The sequence below is a fragment of the Caballeronia sp. A2-2 genome, assembly GCF_057612605.2.
This window is the reverse complement of record NZ_CM172588.1, coordinates 1,508,682-1,528,766: the sequence shown is the minus strand read 5'-3', so window position 1 is coordinate 1,528,766 and position 20,085 is coordinate 1,508,682. Positions and strand designations below refer to the sequence as shown.

General features: G+C 62.5%; 17 protein-coding genes. 6 read left to right on the top strand and 11 right to left on the bottom strand.

The window, feature by feature from the left end:
• Window positions 1-2: 2 nt before the first annotated feature.
• From ACZCWR_RS23335 to ACZCWR_RS23310, 6 genes are all read right to left on the bottom strand, one after another.
• The gene (locus ACZCWR_RS23335) at window positions 3-3,953 is read right to left on the bottom strand and encodes a type VI secretion system Vgr family protein (RefSeq protein ID WP_487303979.1); all 3,951 of its coding nucleotides are present in this window, start codon (window positions 3,951-3,953) and stop codon (window positions 3-5) included.
• Window positions 3,950-4,072 carry a hypothetical protein gene (locus ACZCWR_RS23330; protein ID WP_487303978.1) on the bottom strand — a complete coding sequence of 41 codons (123 nt, stop codon included), beginning with the start codon at window positions 4,070-4,072 and terminating at the stop codon, window positions 3,950-3,952. The genes ACZCWR_RS23335 and ACZCWR_RS23330 overlap by 4 nt, the downstream gene beginning before the upstream one ends.
• Before the next feature lie 132 nt (window positions 4,073-4,204).
• Entirely contained in the window at window positions 4,205-6,292 is a 2,088-nt protein-coding gene (locus tag ACZCWR_RS23325) for a pyridoxamine 5'-phosphate oxidase family protein (RefSeq protein ID WP_487303977.1), read from the bottom strand.
• 24 nt (window positions 6,293-6,316) lie between these two features.
• A complete protein-coding gene (locus ACZCWR_RS23320) occupies window positions 6,317-6,937 on the bottom strand; it encodes a glutathione S-transferase family protein (RefSeq protein WP_487303976.1) in 621 nt (206 codons plus the stop codon).
• A 155-nt stretch (window positions 6,938-7,092) separates the two neighbouring features.
• Window positions 7,093-7,356 (bottom strand): hypothetical protein, encoded by a 264-nt coding sequence (locus ACZCWR_RS23315; RefSeq protein WP_487304786.1) that lies wholly within the window; start codon window positions 7,354-7,356, stop codon window positions 7,093-7,095.
• Window positions 7,357-7,532: 176 nt separating this feature from the next.
• Entirely contained in the window at window positions 7,533-7,715 is a 183-nt protein-coding gene (locus ACZCWR_RS23310) for a DUF1289 domain-containing protein (RefSeq protein ID WP_487303975.1), read from the bottom strand.
• Window positions 7,716-7,951: 236 nt separating this feature from the next.
• On the opposite strand from ACZCWR_RS23310, the gene ACZCWR_RS23305 reads away from it, so the two are divergent.
• Window positions 7,952-9,973, top strand: a complete 2,022-nt coding sequence (locus tag ACZCWR_RS23305; protein WP_487303974.1) for an AI-2E family transporter — start codon at window positions 7,952-7,954, stop codon at window positions 9,971-9,973.
• 6 nt (window positions 9,974-9,979) lie between these two features.
• On the opposite strand, the gene ACZCWR_RS23300 is transcribed toward ACZCWR_RS23305, so the two are convergent.
• Window positions 9,980-10,213: a hypothetical protein gene (locus ACZCWR_RS23300; RefSeq protein ID WP_487303973.1), complete on the bottom strand. Its 234-nt coding sequence runs from the start codon at window positions 10,211-10,213 to the stop codon at window positions 9,980-9,982.
• Between the two features lie 79 nt (window positions 10,214-10,292).
• Window positions 10,293-11,108 (bottom strand): 3-hydroxybutyrate dehydrogenase, encoded by an 816-nt coding sequence (locus ACZCWR_RS23295; RefSeq protein WP_487303972.1) that lies wholly within the window; start codon window positions 11,106-11,108, stop codon window positions 10,293-10,295.
• 434 nt (window positions 11,109-11,542) lie between these two features.
• Between ACZCWR_RS23295 and ACZCWR_RS23290 the strand changes: the two genes are divergently transcribed.
• From ACZCWR_RS23290 to ACZCWR_RS23280, 3 genes are read left to right on the top strand one after another with little or no spacing between them, the layout of a single operon-like run.
• The gene (locus ACZCWR_RS23290) at window positions 11,543-12,670 is read left to right on the top strand and encodes a metallophosphoesterase family protein (RefSeq protein WP_487303971.1); all 1,128 of its coding nucleotides are present in this window, start codon (window positions 11,543-11,545) and stop codon (window positions 12,668-12,670) included.
• The gene (locus tag ACZCWR_RS23285; RefSeq protein ID WP_487303970.1) at window positions 12,667-15,321 is read left to right on the top strand and encodes an AAA family ATPase; all 2,655 of its coding nucleotides are present in this window, start codon (window positions 12,667-12,669) and stop codon (window positions 15,319-15,321) included. The genes ACZCWR_RS23290 and ACZCWR_RS23285 overlap by 4 nt, the downstream gene beginning before the upstream one ends.
• The gene (locus ACZCWR_RS23280; protein ID WP_487303969.1) at window positions 15,314-15,526 is read left to right on the top strand and encodes a hypothetical protein; all 213 of its coding nucleotides are present in this window, start codon (window positions 15,314-15,316) and stop codon (window positions 15,524-15,526) included. The genes ACZCWR_RS23285 and ACZCWR_RS23280 overlap by 8 nt, the downstream gene beginning before the upstream one ends.
• 1 nt (window position 15,527) lies before the next feature.
• Here the strand turns inward: ACZCWR_RS23280 and crcB are convergent, their stop codons facing one another.
• Window positions 15,528-15,917, bottom strand: a complete 390-nt coding sequence (gene crcB / locus ACZCWR_RS23275; RefSeq protein ID WP_487303968.1) for a fluoride efflux transporter CrcB — start codon at window positions 15,915-15,917, stop codon at window positions 15,528-15,530.
• A gap of 9 nt (window positions 15,918-15,926) precedes the next feature.
• On the bottom strand, window positions 15,927-16,514 hold the full coding sequence (locus ACZCWR_RS23270; RefSeq protein WP_487303967.1) for a histidine phosphatase family protein: 588 nt from the start codon (window positions 16,512-16,514) through the stop codon (window positions 15,927-15,929).
• A gap of 217 nt (window positions 16,515-16,731) precedes the next feature.
• On the opposite strand from ACZCWR_RS23270, the gene ACZCWR_RS23265 reads away from it, so the two are divergent.
• Window positions 16,732-17,793, top strand: a complete 1,062-nt coding sequence (locus ACZCWR_RS23265; RefSeq protein ID WP_487303966.1) for a hypothetical protein — start codon at window positions 16,732-16,734, stop codon at window positions 17,791-17,793.
• 15 nt (window positions 17,794-17,808) lie between these two features.
• Here ACZCWR_RS23265 and ACZCWR_RS23260 read toward each other — a convergent pair whose 3' ends face one another.
• Window positions 17,809-18,564, bottom strand: a complete 756-nt coding sequence (locus ACZCWR_RS23260; protein ID WP_487303965.1) for a COG4705 family protein — start codon at window positions 18,562-18,564, stop codon at window positions 17,809-17,811.
• Window positions 18,565-18,827: 263 nt separating this feature from the next.
• On the opposite strand from ACZCWR_RS23260, the gene hpnI reads away from it, so the two are divergent.
• Window positions 18,828-20,081, top strand: a complete 1,254-nt coding sequence (gene hpnI / locus ACZCWR_RS23255; RefSeq protein ID WP_487303964.1) for a bacteriohopanetetrol glucosamine biosynthesis glycosyltransferase HpnI — start codon at window positions 18,828-18,830, stop codon at window positions 20,079-20,081.
• The last annotated feature ends 4 nt before the right edge of the window (window positions 20,082-20,085 follow it).

Below are 20,085 nucleotides of genomic sequence, written 5' to 3'. Positions count from 1 at the left end.
TTTTAGGCTCCGTTACCGGCGGGGCGGTATCGCTCGCGACCGTTATGGGCGAGTGCATACTGGCGGCTGCACTGATTACCAACCAAACCATCCGGCGCGTGATCGTTGCTCCAGTATTCCCCCGCGATTTCACCACAGAAAAAAGCGTCATTTTCCCAAGGGCGCGCTTGGTAACCTTCACCAAGGCTTGCCAGCATGTCGTCAATGTCAATTGAGGTTCCTCCGGCTCCAACGTCCTTAAGAATTTCTTTCGACTGCTTATAGGCGCGGTTATATTCGTCGGTCAGCGCCGAAGCATCCGGTGCGAAAGGCGGATACCATGCGTTTCCGGCGTTTTTGCTGCTCTGCCTCCATATGCTTAGGTCCCAAACATATATTCCGGCTGCCATTTGCTTTATGCCTGCAATAATCAGACTGTCGTTAGGGATAGGCTGATGTGCGGCGATAGCCGCGATCTTGGCTCCGTCCTTTAGTTTTGTCACCACGTTAGGCCAGGCTGCGATGTTGGGAGTATCGGGAAACATCGCAGTCATCTGCTGCGCTACCGCGTAGATCCAAAAATACTGCTGGCAGTGCCGCGTTTCATGAAAAATCGTGTCGGCGAAATCTCGTAATTTTGACTTGATAAAAATCTCGCGTTGAACCTGCTCTTGGAGGCCGCACGGTTGAAAAAGAATCTGCAACGCTTCCGTATTGATAGAGAGGCTCCAGTTATCGCCGTCAAATGCTCCCTTGGCGCCGCCTATTAGTACCGTGTCTGTCACGATGACGGTTGGTATAGCTCTAACAGGAAGAGCATATGTGCCACCGCCCGAGGAAGTGAGCGCCATCGTTATGACCGGAGAAAGTAACTTACGAAGGTTTGTAGTATTGAGTTCTCCAAGCGGAAACCGCTCAACGGTAATCTCCGGCCGCCCCTTACCAAAATAGTTTTCACCCCATTTCACTTTCTCAATCAGCACATCTGCGAGATCGATTGCAAATTGCCGCGCCACCGGGAACGCCAGTCGTTTCGGGTTTTCGCTGTCCTTCACGCTATAGCGCATCCCCCAGTTATACGGCTGGCAAATCGCATAGTAAATGCCATGGCCTGACGATTCAGGCGAAACGTCATTAACTTGAAGCTCACGATTACCCACGCGGCTCGTTTTCTTATCAGCGACGATGGCGGGTGGCGTACCTCGATTGGCAGATTGCGTGAGCACTGCGGACAGGATCGCGGTGGGATTGTCCGTGCCATCGTTATGCAGCACTTCCACGGTGGCGGGCTGCATGGTGTTGGCAAGGACCAATGCCATTTCCCCGGCGTCGTTGGTCTGGCCTTTGATGACCTGTCCGTCCTCCAGCGTGATGCGGTAGGGCTGGTTTGCAATGCGCAGCCCCGAGCGGTTATCAACCAGCACGAACGACTCTGCAATCTTCGCGTCTTCGATATCGGTCATCGGCAGCATGACCGGTTTTTCCTGTGGCGCGTCCGTCGCGTGACTTGCCGCATGAATCAGAAACTCGCCGAGGGTGAAGCCGCGCAGGCCTTGCGGACCAATCTCAAGCACCGAGCCGCCTCCATGCAGGCGAATGCCTTTGGCCGCGGTCAGATTGATCCAGCCATCCGTGCTGACGAGTTCGGTATCTTTGCGAGCGATGATTTCCACACCATCACGCTGCGCTTCGATCCGAATCCTGCCCGCTGCCGCCGTCAGCGCGATGCCCGCCTTCTGCACAAACAGCGCGAAGGTATTCGCGACGTTGGCAAACATCGAACGTGCCGCCGCGATGCTGACATTGCGCCCGCTCGTGACCGCGAGGTCTTCGCCGCTCGCAACATGCGTGCTGCCGGCCGTGGTGCTTTGAATCCCCACCGGACTCGACAGCGTGAGATGCGGCTTGGTGTATTCGGGGAAGGTGTCGGCGTCGCTCGTGCCGTTCCCGCGTAAATCATCGTTCGCCGCTTTGATCGTCCGGGCGACGTCGGTCTGATTACCCGCGCCGGGTTGCGCGCCGTGGTGCCTTGCAAGTTCGGCCAGCGTCTCGTGAAGATCACGCGCCTGCGTGAGCCGCGCAATCGTCTCGCCCATGTCGAGCGCGTGACCGCTCGCGTTAGGACGCGCCTTTGTCGTTATGAGCAGACCCTTGGCCGCGCGCGCCGCGCCGTGTCCGTCTGTCCGCAGTTCAAAACCCGATCCCCTGGGCCGTCCTCTTCCCGAGTGGCCGTCCATGAACGTATTAAAGCCCAGGCTCAGAATCGACTTGTCGTGATCGCTGGCCAACTGCGCCTGCATCTTCCCGAACGTGTCATCCAAAAAGCAGTGATTCGACGCCTGGCTATTGCCTAAACTCTGGCTTCGCTGGCCGCTGACGGCGGCGTTGTGCGGCAAATCCAAAGGTGTCCGGTTGTACTTATCCACCACGAAACCGGAGATATAAGGCCGATCAGGATCGCCATGAACGTGCGAGACAATGACCATCTGCCCGGCGCGTGCGGGCGTGACCACGCCCATCTCATTGCCTTGCCATTGCGACGCAAGCCGCACCCAGATCGATGTCGAGCCGTCGAACTTCGCCTCTCGGTCCCAATCGTATTGAATCAGCGCCCGGTTCTTATCGTCGATCCACCACTCATAGTTTCCGCCCTTGCTGTCTTTGGGCGTGACGATGACCGCATACTCATTGCCGACATGCGGACGTGGCGTGACTTGCGGCAAGCGATAAAACTCCGTGGCGGGCTGAAGTTCGAACGCCGTGTGCACGCTGTAATGACGCCACGAACCGGATGACGTGCCGACTTCCGTCAGTTCGAGTTCGCACGACAGAACGATATATTCACGGTTCGCCGCCTCTTGCGGATAATTCGCGAGCGTGAACGTGCGCCCCGGCTGAAGCCCGCGCAAATGCCCCTTGCCGTGCGCGCGCAATCCTTCGCAGCGCACCGCCTGAAGCATCACGCGCGCGAAGAGCTGGCCTTCCTCGTGGGCATTGTTGCTCGCATGCGGGCCGTCATACGAATCCGGTTGCGCGAACTCAGCGGGCGCATAGATTTCGATGCGCTCGTTGGCCGTGCCTTGCGGGTCCTCGTATTCCTCACGCAGCGGCGCATTGGCGCGGCGCAAGCGCGGGCGCATGTAGTCGTGATCGTTGACGGTCGCCTTGCCTGCGGTGGCGGTATAGGTCACCGACAACTCGTTGATGTGCTCCTCATCGATACGCCCGTCCGTGTGATACCGCAACGTTTCATAGGCGATGCCGTGATCGTGAAAGCCGCCCAACGTGTCGGAGATAACGAGCGTGTGTCCGTGATCGTTGTGCTCGAACCAGAAGCACAGCCCCCATTCCTCCATGAGCCGCAGCGCGAAACTCCAGTCGGTTTCCCACGCCTGCCGGATGAAGTCGCGCGGCGGATACGCCCGCATGCCGCTCCACGGCCCCGCGATGCGCCAGTCGAGCATGGTGCGATCGCGCAGCAGTTCTTCGAGGATGTCGGTCACCGAGCCCTTGAAGATGCGCGAGTTCCGGTTACGTGTCGCCCACCACACGGACGGCCGCAGCACGAACTCATAGACCGCCGCGCGATCCTCCGCGCAAATGATCCGGGCCGTTGCGATATTCCCGGCGATGTAGCGCGTATCGGCACCGATGTTCGCGCGTCCCGTATCGCCTTTCTGCGCGGCGCGAAATGTGCCGATGCCGTCGATTTGAAGCGAGACAATGCCGTGCGTCCCAACGATACGCTGTAGATCGACTTGCGCCGCGTCGCTCACGTTGACCAGAACATCGGGATGCTCGACCTCGGCGAGAACCGTATATTCGAACAGTTCGCCGACTGCCTCCCGTCCGCGAATGCTGCGCACGGTCAGCAAGGGCTCGCTGTATTGCTTACGGTCCGGTCCTCGATAAATGGTCTCTGGCAGCGCGGGACAATCGAACGTGATGGTTCGCGTTTGAATCTTCCACGTCATGCGAACCTCACGCGCCGATCAACGAGATGCGCGAGTTCAGCCGCGGCCTCGATGATCGTGCCGCCGTGGTCCGTCCTGTCGCCGAAGCGCGCGACTTCGCGACCAGCTCCATCTTTCATGATTTGTCATCCTTACTACGAGGCGAAGGCGACGAACCATACGCGTCGATTTTTTCAGGATGAATGAGGGGAACCCCTTAAGCGGATTCTGCTGATGACAGGCAACAAATGTCGAATTGAACGCTGGAGCGCTCAAAGATCCAGCTTAACCACAGCAGACTCATCGTCAGCAGACGCAGCAGGCACCGCACAACAAATCAGCGCTTCATCCTCGCCGACCTTGAACGACGGCTCACTCCCATACGTCACCGCGCCTTTCTCGACACGCGTCCGGCAAGTCCCACACGTTCCCCCGCGACACATGAATTCCGCATCGATACCGTGCGCCTCCGCGAGATCGAGCAGCGTGCCACTCTCCGGCTTCCACTCGACCGCCTTGTTCGACTTGACAAAGCGCACCGTCGCCTGCGTGGCGGCGGGCGCCATTGGCTTGACTTCAACCCCGCGATCCGCCGTGCGAGCCAATGACGCCGGACCGAACGCTTCCGCATGAATCCGCGTATTGCTGATGTTCAACCCGCGCAGGCCGTCATAAATCGACTGCATGAACGCGCCCGGCCCGCACAGATAAAAATCGTAGTCATTGAACGGCAGAAAGCTCGTCAACAAACCCATGTCGATGCGGCCCGAAACATCGTAATCGCGCTTGAATTCCGCGCCGCTCGCATCGCTCAGTACGCGAATAAGCGTGACCGCGCCGCCCGCACGCTTCACGAGTTCATCGATCTCGCCAGCAAACGCGCGATTCGCAAGCGTCCGCGACGACACGATCATCCACGTCGGACGCACGCGCCGCTTGCGCAAGCCTTCATACACGATGTGACGAAGCATCGCGAGCATGGGCGTAATGCCGACGCCTGCCGCGAGCAAGACCGCAGGACGTCGCTCCAGCGCATCGAGCGTGAAATCGCCCGCTGGTGCGCGCGCTTCGATGACATCGCCGACTTTCAACGTATCGTGCAGATACGCCGACACACGCCCCTCGCGCTTCACGCTGATGCGCACGATGCCATCCGATGGCGCGACCGACAGCGTATAAGTGCGCAGCATCGGTTTCGCCTCGCCCGGCAGCGCGACGCGAATCGGCAAATGCTGACCGGCGGCGTGCGGCACGATGCCCGCGCCATCCGCCGGTTCCAGGTAGAACGAGCGGATCACATCGCTTTCATCTTCGATGCGGCTCACGCGAAACGGACGCCACGCGTTGGCAAGCGCCGCCGCCTTCACGCGTTCGGCGGCTTCGTTCCAGTTGCCTGTCATCAGCGCGTTCGGCGACCACCCTTCCTGTCGGAACGTCCAGCGCAACGGCAGCGCCGCTTCGCGCAGCACGATATGACGCGGCGTGAAGCGCCACAGCCGTTCCGCGCCTTGAAACGCAGCGGTTTCGTGTGAATCGAGCAGGACTTCGGCATCGCCGGAAAGCTGGAGCATGTCGCCCGTTTCGAAGTCGGGAAACAGCAAACCCGCGCGGCCATTCACCAGAATATTGCCGAGCGTGTTGAAGAACAGATTGCCCGCGAAGTCGGGGATCGTGAACGTGCCGTCCTCGCCGATACGAACAAAACCCGTGCGCCCGCCGCGATGCGATACATCCACCTGACGATGCCCGTCTTCGCGGTCGAAATACGTCGCCACGAAGAACGTGTCGGCGCGTTCGATCATCGCGCGGGCATGAGGCGAGAGCGTATCGAGCACGACGGGTTGCGAGGCGGAAGCCAACGCCGGATCGCGCACGAAGGAAAAATCGCGCAACTGAATGTACTGCGGGCAATTGCCGAAGCTCTGCTCGACCGCCACCGCGAAACCTTCCGCGCCCGCGCGATGAATCACGCCATTCAGGCGATTGCGCCGCCGCGTATGCAGTTCAATGCCAAGCATGCCGATGGATGCGCCCTCGTTCATGCTCACCTGAGCCGGATCGAGCGGATCGCGCGTGCTTTGGATGGCGAGCGTCACGGCATCCGGCGTGGACATGAAACCCGGATGACCCGCGAGCAGCGTTGCCCACGGATCGCCGCGTTCGTCCACGCTCGCCGCGACCATGAACGGCAATTGCGCGAAGAATTGCCGATGCTGGTCCGGCATATACGAACGCACCGAACGCGCGCCGACTTCGCTCATGCGCGCATCGGCGCCGACGGTCTTTTGCAAGGCGATTTCACCGCGATGCCACGGTGAAGGCACAGTCTTCGGCAGAGCTTCAGCGGGCAGCGCGGACATGATCGTCGCCTCCGGAAAGGTCACTCAGGCAGCAAGCCCGATACGCGTCTTTTGAAACGGCAGGAATCCCGGCAACGCCTCGACGCGCCGCAGCCACGCATTGACGTTCGCATAATCGGCGAGATCGACATTGCCTTCGGGCGCGCTTGAAATATAGCTATAAAGCGCGATATCGGCGATGGTCGGATGCGACGCATCGATGTCCGCGATCCACTCGCGCCCGTGCAGTTCTTCGTCGATAACCTTCAGCACGACATGCGCGCGGGCGATGACTTCATCGCTATTGAACGGACTGCCGAACACGGTGACAAGCCGCGCCGCGGCCGGACCGAAGGCAATCGGGCCTGCCGCGACCGACAGCCAGCGTTGCACGGCGGCGGCATCGCGCGGCGCTTCGGGCAGCCATTTCGTGCTGCCGGTTTTCTTCGCGAGATAGACGAGGATCGCGTTCGAATCGGCGATGACGTGATCGCCGTCGATGAGCACGGGAATTTGCCCGAAGCGATTCATCCGCAGAAAGTCGGGCGTCTTGTGGCCGCGCGCGGCGAGATCGACTTCGATCGCTTCATGCTCGACCCCGAGCAGATGCAGAAAGACGCGCGCGCGATGCGAATGACCCGACAGCGGATGGTGATAGAGCTTCATGGCAAGTTTCCTTGGGTGTCCAGAGTGAAAGCCGGGAAGGTCCGGCGTCTGAAACCCAGTATGAAATATTGCCGTTTAAAGCGGAATAGGCCTGAAAATCAAATCACCGTTCGCGTTTCGAGAACGGTGATCCTGCGCATGCTGCTTAAATCACCCTAGTTTTGCGGCGCGTTGGACTTCACGCCCGCGAGCGGCGAACCATACCCGCCGCTTTGCGCATTGTTCGGCAGACCGTTGACGAGTTGCGCACGCGGATCGGTCGGGTTGAGGTTCAGTTCTCCGGCCTGTGCGTTGCCATGCGATGGATATTGGCTACCGACCGGCGCATCCGGCATGAGCTTCGGGCTGTTTTGCGGCGAGGACATATCGGTTTCCGCGCTCGGCGGATGCATTTGCGCGAAGGCGGCGGAACCGGCCATCGACGAAACCGAAACCACGACGATCAAACCGGCCAGCCGTAAATGAGCTTTCATGATGAGTCTCCTGACTAAGCCGTTGCACGTCCTTATATAACGTGGCGGCGCGTATTGAGTGTAGTCCCGTGCGACAACGCCAGAGCCGATCGCCCTACGGGCGACCAGACCAGCATTTGTCGTTACTTCTTGTGCTTCTTGAGCGCAGCCTTGCGCGCGTGCCGGTCATCGATGATGCGCACGCGCTGTTTGTCCTTGAGCTTTTTCCATTGCTTGCATTCCTCCTTCGTCCGCAGACAGCCGATGCACAGGCCAGTCTTTTTGTCGAATTCGCAAATCTTGATGCAGGGTGATTCCACGCCCATGACCTTTTCCAAATGACATCGTGATGAACGAATTTCGCATGCGGCGTGCCCGCGCGCTCAAATGAACGTGGTCCCGAACTTTCTCACCCTGGCGCGGCATGCTCCCGAATCTTCTCACCGGTCCGGCACATGCCTTGCTTACGGAAGGACAAAAGCTGACCAGACAGGACAACGGTCATACAACACATAACGCGTGCGCCGCGCGTTTTCATCCAGCGTCATCTACGAGTTCATTCATGCCGCAAGCGCCCGCGCCACGTCGTCCGCCCACCAAGATTCTTCCGCCCGACGCGCCCGGCTTGCGCGCGCTTGCATCGCTGGTGACGGGCGTCATCGTCATCTGCGCGCTGTATTTCGGCCGAGCGGTGATGATTCCGATCATCCTCGCGATTCTGTTGAGCTTTCTGCTCGCGCCGTTCGTGGATATGTTGCGGCGGTTTCGCTTCGGGCAAGTGCCATCGGTGATTGTCGCGGTGTTGGTGGCGCTCACCGTTTTGACAGGCGCGGGCGCGTTGATCGGCGCGCAGGTCGCGCAACTGGCAGGCGATCTGCCGAAGTATCAGGTGGCCATCGAACGCAAGATCAGCACGGTGCAAAGCCTGACCGTGGGACGCGCGGATCAGTTTCTTGGCCGTGCATCGAGCGCGTTGAAGCGCCTTTCGCCTGCGCGCGAGCAGGAACCGCACAAGGACGAGAACAACGCCACATCGTCGCCGATCGATCAGCCGATGCCCGTCGAAGTGCACGAGCCGTCGCCGTCGCCTTTGGAACTGGCGCAGCGGTTTCTGTCGCCGGTCATCAGTCCGCTGGAAACCACGGGCATCGTGCTCGTGGTCGCCATCTTCATCTTGTTGCAGCGTGAAGACCTGCGCGACCGGCTGATACGCCTGTTCGGCTCGCGCGATCTTCACCGCGCCACCACCGCGATGGACGAAGCCGCGCGCCGCCTCTCGCGCTATTTCCTCGCGCAACTCGGCATCAACGTGGGCGTGGGGATCGTCATTTCAATCGGGCTGGCGGTCATCGGCGTGCCGGGTGCGCTGCTGTTCGGCGTGATGACCGCGCTCCTGCGCTTCGTGCCGTACGTCGGCACGTGGATCGCGGCGCTCGTCGCGGTGGTGTTCGCGGCGGCGGTCGGTCCCGGCTGGAGCATGCTCGTCTGGACGATGGTGTTGTTCGGCGTCACCGACATCATCGCGGGACAGGTGGTGGAACCGCTGCTGTACGGTCACAGCACCGGCTTGTCGCCGTTCGCGGTGATCGTCGCGGCGATCTTCTGGAGCTGGATCTGGGGACCGGTGGGCCTCGTGCTCTCGACGCCGCTCACGCTTTGCCTCGTGATTCTGGGCCGTCACGTCGATCGACTCGAATTTCTCGACGTGCTGTTCGGCGACCGCCCCGCGCTCACGCCAGCGGAAAATTTCTATCAGCGCTTGCTCGCCAACGATCCCGACGAAGCGCTCGTTCAGGCGGAATCGCTGCTGAAGGAACGCTCGCTGATCGCCTATTACGATGAAGTCGCGCTCGAAGGTCTGCGCCTCGCGCATAACGACGTGTTGCGCGGTGTGGTGACGGCGGACCAGTTGAGGCGCATCAACGAATCGGCGCTGGATATCATCGAAGGACTGGAGGACACGGAAGACTTGCCCGTGGTCGTGACGCGCCGGGAGGAATTGCCCGCGAGTCTCGAATCGCCCGATGAGATGGCGCGCATCGCGCCGGAAGCGCCGCCGCCGCGTTTCGATGCCGAGAAGGAAGGGCACACGGCATCGGTGCTGTGCATTGCCGGGCGCAGCGAACTGGACGATCTGGCCGCGACCATCGCCGTGCAGTTGTTTCGCAAACACGGTCTTTATGCCGATCTCGCGGGCTACGAACGCTTTTCGCGCGGACGTTTCGGCGAGGTGGATCTCACCGGCGTGACGATCATCTGCGTGGTGTCGTTCGATGCCGCGGAATCGCCGCCGTATCTGCGTAATTTGCTGCGGCGGCTGCATCAGCGCGCCCCGGGCGCGGACTTGATCGTCGGCCTCGTGGTGCCCGAGAGCGAGTTGCAAGGCGAAGTGCTGGTGCGCACGAGTTCGGCGGCGGTGTCCTTCAAGGAGCTCGTGGATGCCAGCGTGGCCGCCGCGCGCCGTCAGTCCACGGACGGCGTGCCGTGGGCCGGCATGGATGCGCTGACCGGCGAAGCCGCGCTGAACGGACCGCCCGCGCCGGACGCACCGTTGCAGGAAGCGCCCGCGCTGCGCAATGCTTAAACGGCCTTAGCGATTTCCGTCGAACAGATCGTTCAGCATGGTGTCGAACGCGGCCTGCGCATCTTCGAGTTCCTGCAAGGCGGCGTCGAACGTCTGCAAAGCCATCTGCGTCGGACGGCCATCGCCTTCGGGCGGGAAATGCGTCTGCAGCGCGACGAACGCCGCCTGCACCTGACGCGTCGCGTTGACGATCCGTTCCATCGCGCGCGCTTCTTCCGCGCGGTTGTTCTCTGCGGTCATCCGGTGTGCTCCATGAGTCGAAAGCAGCGATGGTATCAAGCGGCGCACCGCGCGCCGCCGTGACTATCGCGCCTGAAACTTACTGCGCGCTCCACGCGCCGTCGATCTTCAGTTCCGCGCCGCGCATCTCGCTCGCGGCATCCGAGCAAAGGAACACGGTCAGGTCGCCAATCTGCTGCGTCGTGACGAACTGCGCGGACGGCTGCTTTTCACCGAGCAGCTTGGCGCGCGCGGCGTCCTGATCGAGCGAATCGCGCGCGGCGAGATCGTCGATCTGCTTTTGCACCAGCGGCGTATGCACGAAGCCGGGGCAAATGGCGTTGACCGTCACGCCCGTGCGTGCGTTTTCCAGCGCCGCGACCTTCGTCAGTCCGATGATGCCGTGCTTCGCCGCGACATACGCCGACTTGCCGACCGAGCCGACCAGCCCATGCACCGACGCGATATTGACGATGCGCCCCCAGCCACGCGCGCGCATGCCAGGCAGCGCCACGCGCATGGTGTGAAACGCCGAACTCAGATTGATCGCGATGATGGCGTCCCAGCGTTCAACGGGAAATTCGTCGATGGTGGCGACGTGCTGAATGCCCGCGTTGTTGACCAGCACGTCGACGCCGCCGAAGGTGTCGTGCGCGTACGCGATCATGGCTTCGATCTGCGACGGCTGCGTCATGTCCGCATCGTGATGGACGACCTTCACGCCGAGCGTCTCGATCTGCGCGAGCGCGCCGCGCACATCGCCGAAGCCGTTGAGCACGATGTTCGCGCCCGCCTGCGCCAGCGCCGTCGCGATGCCCAGCCCAATGCCGCTGGTCGAGCCGGTGACGAGCGCCGTCTTGCCGGCGAGCGGTTGATGAGCTGTCGTGGATTGAGTCGGGCTGGCGCTTTGAGTCATGGACGTGTTTCCTCCGGTTTGGGATCTTCTCGTAAGGTAAATCTTGCCAGTGCGATGGCCGCGTGGTGTTTATTGTATTGCGTGAGCGCGCAAGGCGGGCGGGCCGCAGATTTTCGGCGTTCCGTTCGGATGCCGAACCAAAAGAAAAAGGCGCCGGCGGGAGGAGATCCGCGCGGCGCCCGAAAAATAGCTCAACCGCCGGGGAGTGGATGAGCTTGGCAACGAACTCATCATACGTGCGCGTGCTTATTTCAAAGCGCCGGAAAAGCGCGGTTTACCCGCCGACTTCAGCGTTTAGAAACGCACGCGCGTTCATCACGCGCCTTCGATTCAGACGCGATATGTCCTGTTCGTCCGCTGCAATCGGAAGCCCTCACGGCGCTCCGATAGAATCAGGCGCTTCATCGTCAAGCAAGGTACGAGAAAGGAACGGCATGAGATTTCTGCACACGGCGGACTGGCAGATCGGCACGCAGTTCGGCCAGTTCACCGCCGAGGAGGCCGCGCATCTGACGGAAGCGCGTTATGAAACCGTCCGGCGCATGGCCGCCGAGGCGAACGCGCGGCGCGTGGATGCCGTGCTCGTCGCGGGCGATGTGTTTGACCAGCAAACGGTATCCGATACGGTCATTCGCAAGTTGTTCGCCGCGCTTGGCGGTTTCTCGGGACCGTGGTTCATGCTGCCGGGCAATCACGACGCGGCGCTTGCCGAAAGCGTCTGGACGCGCGCGAAACGTCTGGGCTGCGTGCCGGCGAACGTGCATTTGCTGCTCGAACCGGGCGTGTTCTTGCTCGATTCGCTGTCCGTCGCGCTGCTTCACGCGCCGCTCACGCAGCGCAATACCTACGACGACACCACGGAATTCTTCGACCGCACGGAAACGCCGGATGGATTCATGCGCATCGGCATTGCGCATGGCAGCGTGAGCGGGATTCTTCAGGAAGGCATCGACTCGGCGAATCCGATCTCGCCTGCCCGCACCGATTCTGCGCGCCTCGATTATCTGGCGCTCGGCGACTGGCACGGCGTGTATGAAGTGAATCCGCGCATCTGGTATTCGGGCACGCCGGAACAGGACCGTTTTCGCGCGAACGAGCCGGGTTTCATGCTCGATGTGCATATCGATGCACCGGGCGCGCTGCCCGTGGTCGAGCGCGTGCGCGTGGGCAAATATCGTTGGCACGACTGGACGCCGCATATCGATGTGCCAAGCGCCATCGATGTGCTGCGCACGCGACTCGAACAACTCGCCGATACGGACGTCCTACGCGTGCGCCTGACCGGCAGCGCCGCGCTTTCGGACACGCAAGCGCTGCATGTCGCGCTCGACGAAGCGCACGCGCGCGTCCGGGCGATGCGCGCATCGACGACGGAACTCAAGGTTCTGCCGACCGAAGAAGACCTGGCCGCGCTCGGCGCACGCAGCGGCTATCTCGCGGGCGTGGTCGAACGCCTGCGCGCGCTGCAAGCCGACGAAACGCAAGCCGCCGCCGCATCCGAAGCCTTGCTCCTGCTCGCGGGTTTTCAGCGCGAACGACACCACGACGCGGGGGCCGCGTGATACTCGAAAGCATCGTGATTCAGGACTTCCGCAAGCTCGCGGACCGGCTCGCCATCGATGGCTTCGAGCCGGGGCTGAACATCATCGCGGGGCCGAACGAGACGGGCAAGAGCACGATTGCCGAAGCCATTCGCACGGTGTTTCTCGAACGCTACAAGGTGACGACGCTCGGCGCGATCGTGCCGTCGCATCGGCCGGACGGGCAGCCGACCGTGGAAGTGCGCTTCAGCGTGAACGGCGTGCCGCATGTGCTGCGCAAGTCGTTCGTGCGCAAGAGCCGGTGCGAATTGCGCATCGGCCAGCAATCGTATTCGGAGGACGAAGCGGAGGAAAAGCTCGCCGAACTGCTCGGGTTTTCGCGCGCGAAACAAGGCACGAGCCGGCCCGAACATGCGGGCATTCCGGGGCTTTTGTGGGTGCGTCAGGGACAAACCGACAAGGTGCGCGACTCGGGCAATCACGCGATCAGTTATATCCGCGATGCCTTGACGCAGCTTTCCGGCGGCGATGCATCCGGCGGCGAAGACGTGCTGATTCGCGCGGTGCAGGTCGAACGCGGCAAGCTGCTGACGAAGACCGCACGGACCACCGGCGCGCTTGCCGAAGCCGAAACGAAACTCGCGGAACTCAATGAAGAACGCGGCGAATTGAGCGAGCAGAAACATCGCTTCGACGAAAGCATCGGCGAGCTTGAGCGTCTGCAAACCGAACACGACGACGCGAAAAAGAAAAAGCCGTGGGAAGCCGTCGAACAGAAAGCCGCCGATGCCCGCAAGCGCGCCGAAGCGTTCGCCGCGATGGAACGCGTGCGGCAGGAGTTGATGCAGAAGCGCGAACTCACGCAGACGCAGCGCGATGGTTTGCTGCAACAGGAAAAAGCCGCCGTGGAGATGGAACAGGCCGTCGAGCGCGACCGCAGGCAGTTACAGACAGCGCAGGCGGCGGGCGAGGCGGCGGCGGAGCATCATCGGCGTGCGGGTTTGGCTGTGGCGGAGGCGCAGAAGCATCACGACGACGCGCATGCCGCGCACGAACGCGCGATGGCGGCGGAAACGGCCACGCTGCTTGCGAGTCAGGCGGCGAGTACCCAAGCCGAATCTGTGCGTCTGAACGATGCGCTAACCAAGGCCGAATCCGCGCAGGCGGATGTCCACGCGCTCACCGCGCAGATGGCGCAGGCCGAAATCGACGCGAGCAAGCTCAGGCGCTTGCGTGCCGTCATCGAAAAGATGTTGCCGTTGCAGGCGCGCAAGGATGCGGCGCTCACGCGTATCGAATATCGATTGACAGCGCCGATCACGGTCGATGGCGTGACGCTCGAAGGCACCGGCGCGTTGTTGCTCGAAAGCGAAAAAACGCTGACGTTGCCGGGCTTGGGCGAACTCGTCATCAAGCCGGGCGAAACGAGCCTTGCCGCCTTGATGGACGAATGGCGCACGCTGGACGCCGAACGCGCGCGGCTGCTGCTGGAACTTGGCGTCGCCGACGTGACGGAAGCCGCTGCGCGCCATGACCGCTGGCAGGCGCTGTCGCAGCAAAAAGCCATTCATGCGCAAATGCTCGCGCTTCACGCGCCCAAGGGCATCGACGTTTTGCGCGACGATTGCACGGCGGCGCGGGCGCGTCTTGCCGGCATCGAGGAACATCGCGCGCGATTGCCGGATGGAGCAGGCGCGCTGCCATTGGCCGATGCCCGCAGCGCCTTCGATACGGCGCGCGCATCGCTCGAAGCGGCGCGTCATGCGCAGGTCGATGCATCGGAGAAAAAAGCGAATGCCGTGGCCGATGAACGCGCCATCCGCGAACGGCTCACGATCAACGAAGCACGTTTAGCAGAACCGGACTTCGTGCGCGACCGTGAAGCCCGGCAATCGCAACTCATCGAAAAGGATGCCTTGCTGCAAGGCTATACGCGCGAACTGGACGAATGCGGCCGGAAGCTCGACGAAGCGCGTCTGGACGATCCCGCCGCCGAGGAACAACGCTTCACGCGCTCCGCCACCAATCTGCGCGCGGAACACGCCGAACGCGACACGCGGCTCACGCAGTTGCGCACGCGGCTGGAAACGCTCGGGGCGTCGGGCATCGGCGAGCGGCTGGCGCACGCGGATGCGGGCATCGAGCAACAGGCGCGGCGTCATGGCGAACTGCGGCTGCGCGCGGATGCGTTGCAACTGCTGGAATCGGTGCTGGTGGAAGAACGGGATACGGCGCTGGCGACGTTGCGCGCGCCGTTGACGGAGCGCATCGGCCATTATCTGAAGCGCGTGTTTCCGGCAGGCGAGCTATCGTTCGACGATGCCCTCACGCCCGCCGCTCTCGTGCGCGGCGAGCAGACCGAAGCGCTGGATTCGCTCAGTCACGGCACGCAGGAACAATTGGGCATTCTGGCGCGGCTCGCTTATGCGGACTTGCTGAAGGCGGCGGGACGGCCCACGCTGCTCCTGTTCGACGATGCCGTGGTCCACACCGACGACGCGCGCCGCGATGGCATCAAACGTGCGCTGCTGGAAGCGGCGCGGCGGCATCAGATTCTGGTGCTGACGTGTCATCCGGCGCATTGGGACGATCTGGGCGTGAAGCAGCGGTATCTGGCGGATTTGAAGGAAGCGTCGCGGGCGGCGCTTTTGAAGGAGAGTGGAGATGCCTGACGTAAAACTGCTGCACAACGACGACGAAGCCCTCGACCCCGCCGACGCAACCCTGCGCGCACGCGGCACGCTCAAAGTGGACGGCCACGAGCGCGGGAGTTGGGAATCGCATCGGGACGGACAATGGACGGCGTTGCTCGATGGCGCGACGATACGCGCGGCATCGGAGGAAGCGTTGATCGCGGAGATCGCGGCGCGCGCGTGAACTAGCGCGTGCGCCGCGCCAGAAGTGACACGGTTGCGATACCCAAGGCCGTCATCGCGAATGAGGAAAGCAGGTGAATGCCGACTTCGCCCGCCGCCCAGCCGTACTGCGCGTGCTGAAGATCCAGCACCACTTCAGCCGAGAACGATGAAAACGTCGACAGGCCGCCCATCATCCCGGTAATGACGAACAGCCGCCATTCGATGGCGAGCTTCGGCAGTTTCGAAAACGTCGCGATCGCCACGCCGATCACATACCCTGCGATGATGTTCGACGCCAGCGTGCCGAGCGGAAGCTGAGGAAGCATCGCGTTGAGTTGCAGCCCGAGCGCCCAGCGCAGCAGCGACCCGAGCGCCCCGCCAACGCCGACGGCAAGAATGGACAAAAACATCCGTCGAACTCAGGGCAAGTGCTGAAGATTCCAGCGAACGATGGCGCGCGACTCACGCTCGAAGCCGAGCACGCTGACCGCCGCCGTATCCAGCACGAGATGCGCGCCGAACGCGGACGAACCGGTCGCCCACTGCGCGGCGAAGGTCCGCAGAAAATGCGCATGCGAGAAACACGCGATCTGATGCGCACCCGTCGCAAGCAACCGGTCGATGAGCCCCTGCGCCCGCGCGCCGATCTGCGCGGCATCCTCACCTTCCGGAATCGGCGACGTCCACACCGACCAGTCCGGCACTTCCTGGCGGATATCCGCCGTCTTGCGCCCTTCGTACACGCCGTAGTTCCACTCACGCAGATCCGGCTCGATGCTCGACTGATCGCCCAGCCCGGCGAGCTTGCACGTTTCGATCGCGCGGGACATGGGACTGGTCAGCACGAGATCGAAGCGCTCGGCGGCGAGCAACGGAGCGAGCGCCGCCGCTTGCTTGCGTCCCTGTTCGGTCAGCGCGATGTCCGTCGTGCCGGTGTGCTGGCCGGACTTGCTCCATTCGGTTTCGCCGTGGCGGATCAGCCAGATTCGAAGGTCGTGCGTGCTCATATCGGATGGGCTTCGTTCGTATGATGAGATTGATCGGTTCGGCTGGGCCGAATCGCCGCGTATTGTGCGCCGGAATGGCGGCGGGCGCTGGAAAGTGCGCATCGGCGCCGCACACGACATGCCTTGTGCATGGGTTATCTTCCGAAATACGCATGGCTGTGCTAGCGTGATTTAGTCGGCTTAAAGTAGTGCGAATCGACCTTCCGATGGGAGCGACATGGACCACCGCGGTACATCGCTGGCGCTTTACCACGTGATTTGCCCTCGCTGCGAGACCGTCTCCCACGTGGAGGAATCCGCGTGTCCGTATTGCGGCGCGGACCGTCACGGCGCGGTGCTGACGAAGGGCAGCGCGGGCGCCGTGCGGGCTGTGCAGGCGGCGCGCGCGGTCATCGGCCATTCCGGCGAACCGGCCGAACCGCGTCGCGTGGAAGGGCTCGTGCGCATGCGGCCTTTCGAAAGCGATACGCAATTGCCGGTGCCATTGGCCGCTGGCCGGGCCGGCATTCGCGCGCTGCTCGCCGCGCCGCGCGTATCCAAGCGCAGCTTCAATCCGGCTTTGATTGGCGGCGCAATCATTGGCGCGGTGGCGTTGTGCGCGTTCTTCTGGCAACGCGTCGCGCTCGACAGCGATGTGTTGAACGCACGCATGGCAGGTGTCAGCGTGGCGGGCGCCATCCGAAAGGCCGATCCGCCGATGCAGCAAGCCGCCGCTGCGCATGTACCGCCGACGCGTCCGGTGCACAGCGATCCCGCCGTGAAGGCCGCGCAGACGCGTTTCCTCGCCATGGCGCTGCCGACCTCCACGGTGACATTCGATGCAAGCGCCACGCAGCCGATGACAGGCGCGCCGAAATCGCCGCTGTCGTTCGATTGCTGCGCGGTGCCGTCCGACCTGAGCGAACGGCCAGTCGCTTTTTCGCCCGACGCGCCCGCGCCGGTTCTTGCCGAAGATCGACCGCCCGCGCCTGTCGTGGAAGACACGCATCGGCAAGCGGCGGTGGTCCATGCGCAGACAAAGCCGAAGACCCTTGCGCCGCCGCGTAAGCCGGCGTGCGCGCAGAAGAACCACAAGGCGTGCATCGAGCGCACGTCGCGGCATCCGGCCAAGCCCGAGCCAATCCAGAAGCGCGCACAGGTGCGGCCGGTTCGGCGCGATCCGACCGCTGCCGCCGCGCAGACGACATCCGTGCCGCCCGACTACTCGCGAGTGAGCGCGCCTCCGCCGCCTGTCGTGACAACCGACCGAACCTGGATGCCGGGCGACAAGGCGCATTAGCCATTCAATGCGCCGTCAATGCGCGGTGCGCGCAGGCTGCTGCCTGAACAACAGCAGACACACGACGATGAACACCACCAGCGCGATGGACGCCCCATAGCGGCTCATGTTGAGTCCGCCATTCGCGATCGGCTTGTCGAGAAAATCGCCGACTACCGCACCCAAAGGCCGCGTCAGGATGAAGGCACTCCAGAACAGGATCGTGCGTGAGATGCTCGTGGCGTAATACGCGATTGCGATGATCGCCAGCATGCCGCCGAAAATCAGCGCGGCGCCCGTATAGCCGAAGCCCGCGCTATCTGCCGTCCAGTCGCCGAGCGCGGTGCCGAGTGTCTGCGAGAACATGATCGTCACCCAGTAGAACATTTCCGCCTTGGGCGACGAAACCGTGGAGATCGACACCGAACCCATCGCGCGATGCCACGTGAAAAGCGACAGCAGCAACAGCGCGAGCAGGATCGAACTTCCACCCGCATAGCCGATGCCGAGCGACCGGTCCGCGAAGTCGGCGAGCGTGGTGCCGACTGTCGTCGTCGCGACGATGGTGATCCAGTACAGCGCGGGATGAAAGCGCCGCGCCCTGATCTGCGCAATGACCGCGACGATAAAGACCCCGGCGAAGATCACGGTGCTCAACGCATAACCGAGCTTCATCGACATGGAGACGGCATCGCCGCCGGTTTCGCCGAGCGTCGTCGCGATGATCTTGACGATCCAGAAGATCAGCGTGACTTCGGGGACTTTGGCGAGGGTTTCGTTTTGGTGCTGCACATTCGTTCTCCGTCGGTGGCGGGGCAATCTTTGATGACCAGCATAGCGGCGTATTGCTTATGAAAGCCTTAGCGTCTGCTTAATAAACTCCTTCCTTAGCGCATTCTTTCGCCGCATTTACGGTCCGATTTCACCGGAGTACGAATCTTTTCAACAACACTTTCCTTAAGCATTTCTTAAGCAATCGGGCCGCAGGCTTCCGTTCGACGCAAACGGCACGGGGAGCCTGAAATGCATCGACGCACCTTGATTCTGGCGGGCGCATGACGGCGGTATCGATTCCGCCGGTCTTATGGTTCATCATCGGGGTGTGCTGCGTGGCGACGTGTTACGCGACGCTGGCTTCGCTCGTTTATCCGGGACGGCGTTCGTCGAGCGTGCAGCACCCGCCATTCGACGATGCCGAGATATTCGTGACGCCGATCAGCGTGCTCAAGCCCCTGTGCGGGGCCGAGCCGCGCCTCGCTGCCAATCTCGAAACGCTGTGCATGCAGACTCATTCGTCCTACGAACTGGTTTTCGGCGTGGCGAGCGAATCGGACCCGGCGGCGACGGTCGTGCGGCGGCTGGCTCGCGCGTATCCGCATCTCACGATCAAACTCGTGATGGATGCCACCACGCACGGCAACAACCGCAAGGTGGCCAACCTCATCAACCTCGTCGCGCACGCGAGCCACGATGTGCTCGTGATCGCGGACAGCGATATCGCTGTCGAAGCGGATTATCTCGAGCGCGTCATCGCGCCGCTTGCGCGTCCGGATGTCGGCATCGTGACGTGTCTGTATCGCGGGCGGTGCGTGGGCGGCGGATGGACGCGCATGGGGACGCTGTTCATCGACAAATGGTTCGCGCCTTCGGTGCATGTGGCGAATGCCGTGGGCGCGGCGCGTTTCGGCTTCGGCGCGACGCTTGCGCTGTCACGAGAAACGCTCATTCGTGCAGGCGGTTTCGAAGCGCTGCGCGATTGTCTTGCGGATGACTTCTGGCTCGCGGATCGCGTGCGCGCGCTCGGGTTGAAGACTGCGCTGTCCGAAGTCGTCGTCACGACCGATGTCACGGAGCGCAATTTGAGCGACCTATGGCGGCGCGAAACACGCTGGCTGCGCACCATTCGCTCGGTGAATCCGTTCGGCTTCGCGTTTCTGTTCGTCACCTTCACCACGCCGTGGCTCGCCATGAGCGGCCTGCTCGGCGTGAGCTTCGACACGAGCGGCGGCGATCTCGCGCAGTCCACGGCTGATTTGATCGTAGACCTGAGCACTTCGTTCGGCCTGAGCGCGAGCCTCTTGCTGCACTGGCGCACCGCGCGTTCATGGCGGCGTTTCTGGCGCGATCTTCCGCTCATTCCCTTGCGCGATGCATTGAGTCTCGCGGAATGGCTGGCCGCGTGCTTCGGTTCGAGCGTACTCTGGCGCGGTGCGCGCGTGCCCGTCGAACCCCGCGCGATGACCATGGCCTTCGAAGAAGACGAACCCGCCGCGCCGGTGGAAGCCGCGGACCGGCTCGACCTTAGCTAACAGG

Bases quoted from the DNA above. Each gene is read 5' to 3' on its own strand.
- ACZCWR_RS23335 (WP_487303979.1), bottom strand. From the start codon at position 3,953: ATGACGTGGAAGATTCAAACGCGAACCATCACGTTCGATTGTCCCGCG.
- ACZCWR_RS23330 (WP_487303978.1), bottom strand. From the start codon at position 4,072: ATGAAAGATGGAGCTGGTCGCGAAGTCGCGCGCTTCGGCGACAGGACG.
- ACZCWR_RS23325 (WP_487303977.1), bottom strand. From the start codon at position 6,292: ATGTCCGCGCTGCCCGCTGAAGCTCTGCCGAAGACTGTGCCTTCACCG.
- ACZCWR_RS23320 (WP_487303976.1), bottom strand. From the start codon at position 6,937: ATGAAGCTCTATCACCATCCGCTGTCGGGTCATTCGCATCGCGCGCGC.
- ACZCWR_RS23315 (WP_487304786.1), bottom strand. From the start codon at position 7,356: ATGGCCGGTTCCGCCGCCTTCGCGCAAATGCATCCGCCGAGCGCGGAA.
- ACZCWR_RS23310 (WP_487303975.1), bottom strand. From the start codon at position 7,715: ATGGGCGTGGAATCACCCTGCATCAAGATTTGCGAATTCGACAAAAAG.
- ACZCWR_RS23305 (WP_487303974.1), top strand. From the start codon at position 7,952: ATGCCGCAAGCGCCCGCGCCACGTCGTCCGCCCACCAAGATTCTTCCG.
- ACZCWR_RS23300 (WP_487303973.1), bottom strand. From the start codon at position 10,213: ATGACCGCAGAGAACAACCGCGCGGAAGAAGCGCGCGCGATGGAACGG.
- ACZCWR_RS23295 (WP_487303972.1), bottom strand. From the start codon at position 11,108: ATGACTCAAAGCGCCAGCCCGACTCAATCCACGACAGCTCATCAACCG.
- ACZCWR_RS23290 (WP_487303971.1), top strand. From the start codon at position 11,543: ATGAGATTTCTGCACACGGCGGACTGGCAGATCGGCACGCAGTTCGGC.
- ACZCWR_RS23280 (WP_487303969.1), top strand. From the start codon at position 15,314: ATGCCTGACGTAAAACTGCTGCACAACGACGACGAAGCCCTCGACCCC.
- crcB (WP_487303968.1), bottom strand. From the start codon at position 15,917: ATGTTTTTGTCCATTCTTGCCGTCGGCGTTGGCGGGGCGCTCGGGTCG.
- ACZCWR_RS23270 (WP_487303967.1), bottom strand. From the start codon at position 16,514: ATGAGCACGCACGACCTTCGAATCTGGCTGATCCGCCACGGCGAAACC.
- ACZCWR_RS23265 (WP_487303966.1), top strand. From the start codon at position 16,732: ATGGACCACCGCGGTACATCGCTGGCGCTTTACCACGTGATTTGCCCT.
- hpnI (WP_487303964.1), top strand. From the start codon at position 18,828: ATGACGGCGGTATCGATTCCGCCGGTCTTATGGTTCATCATCGGGGTG.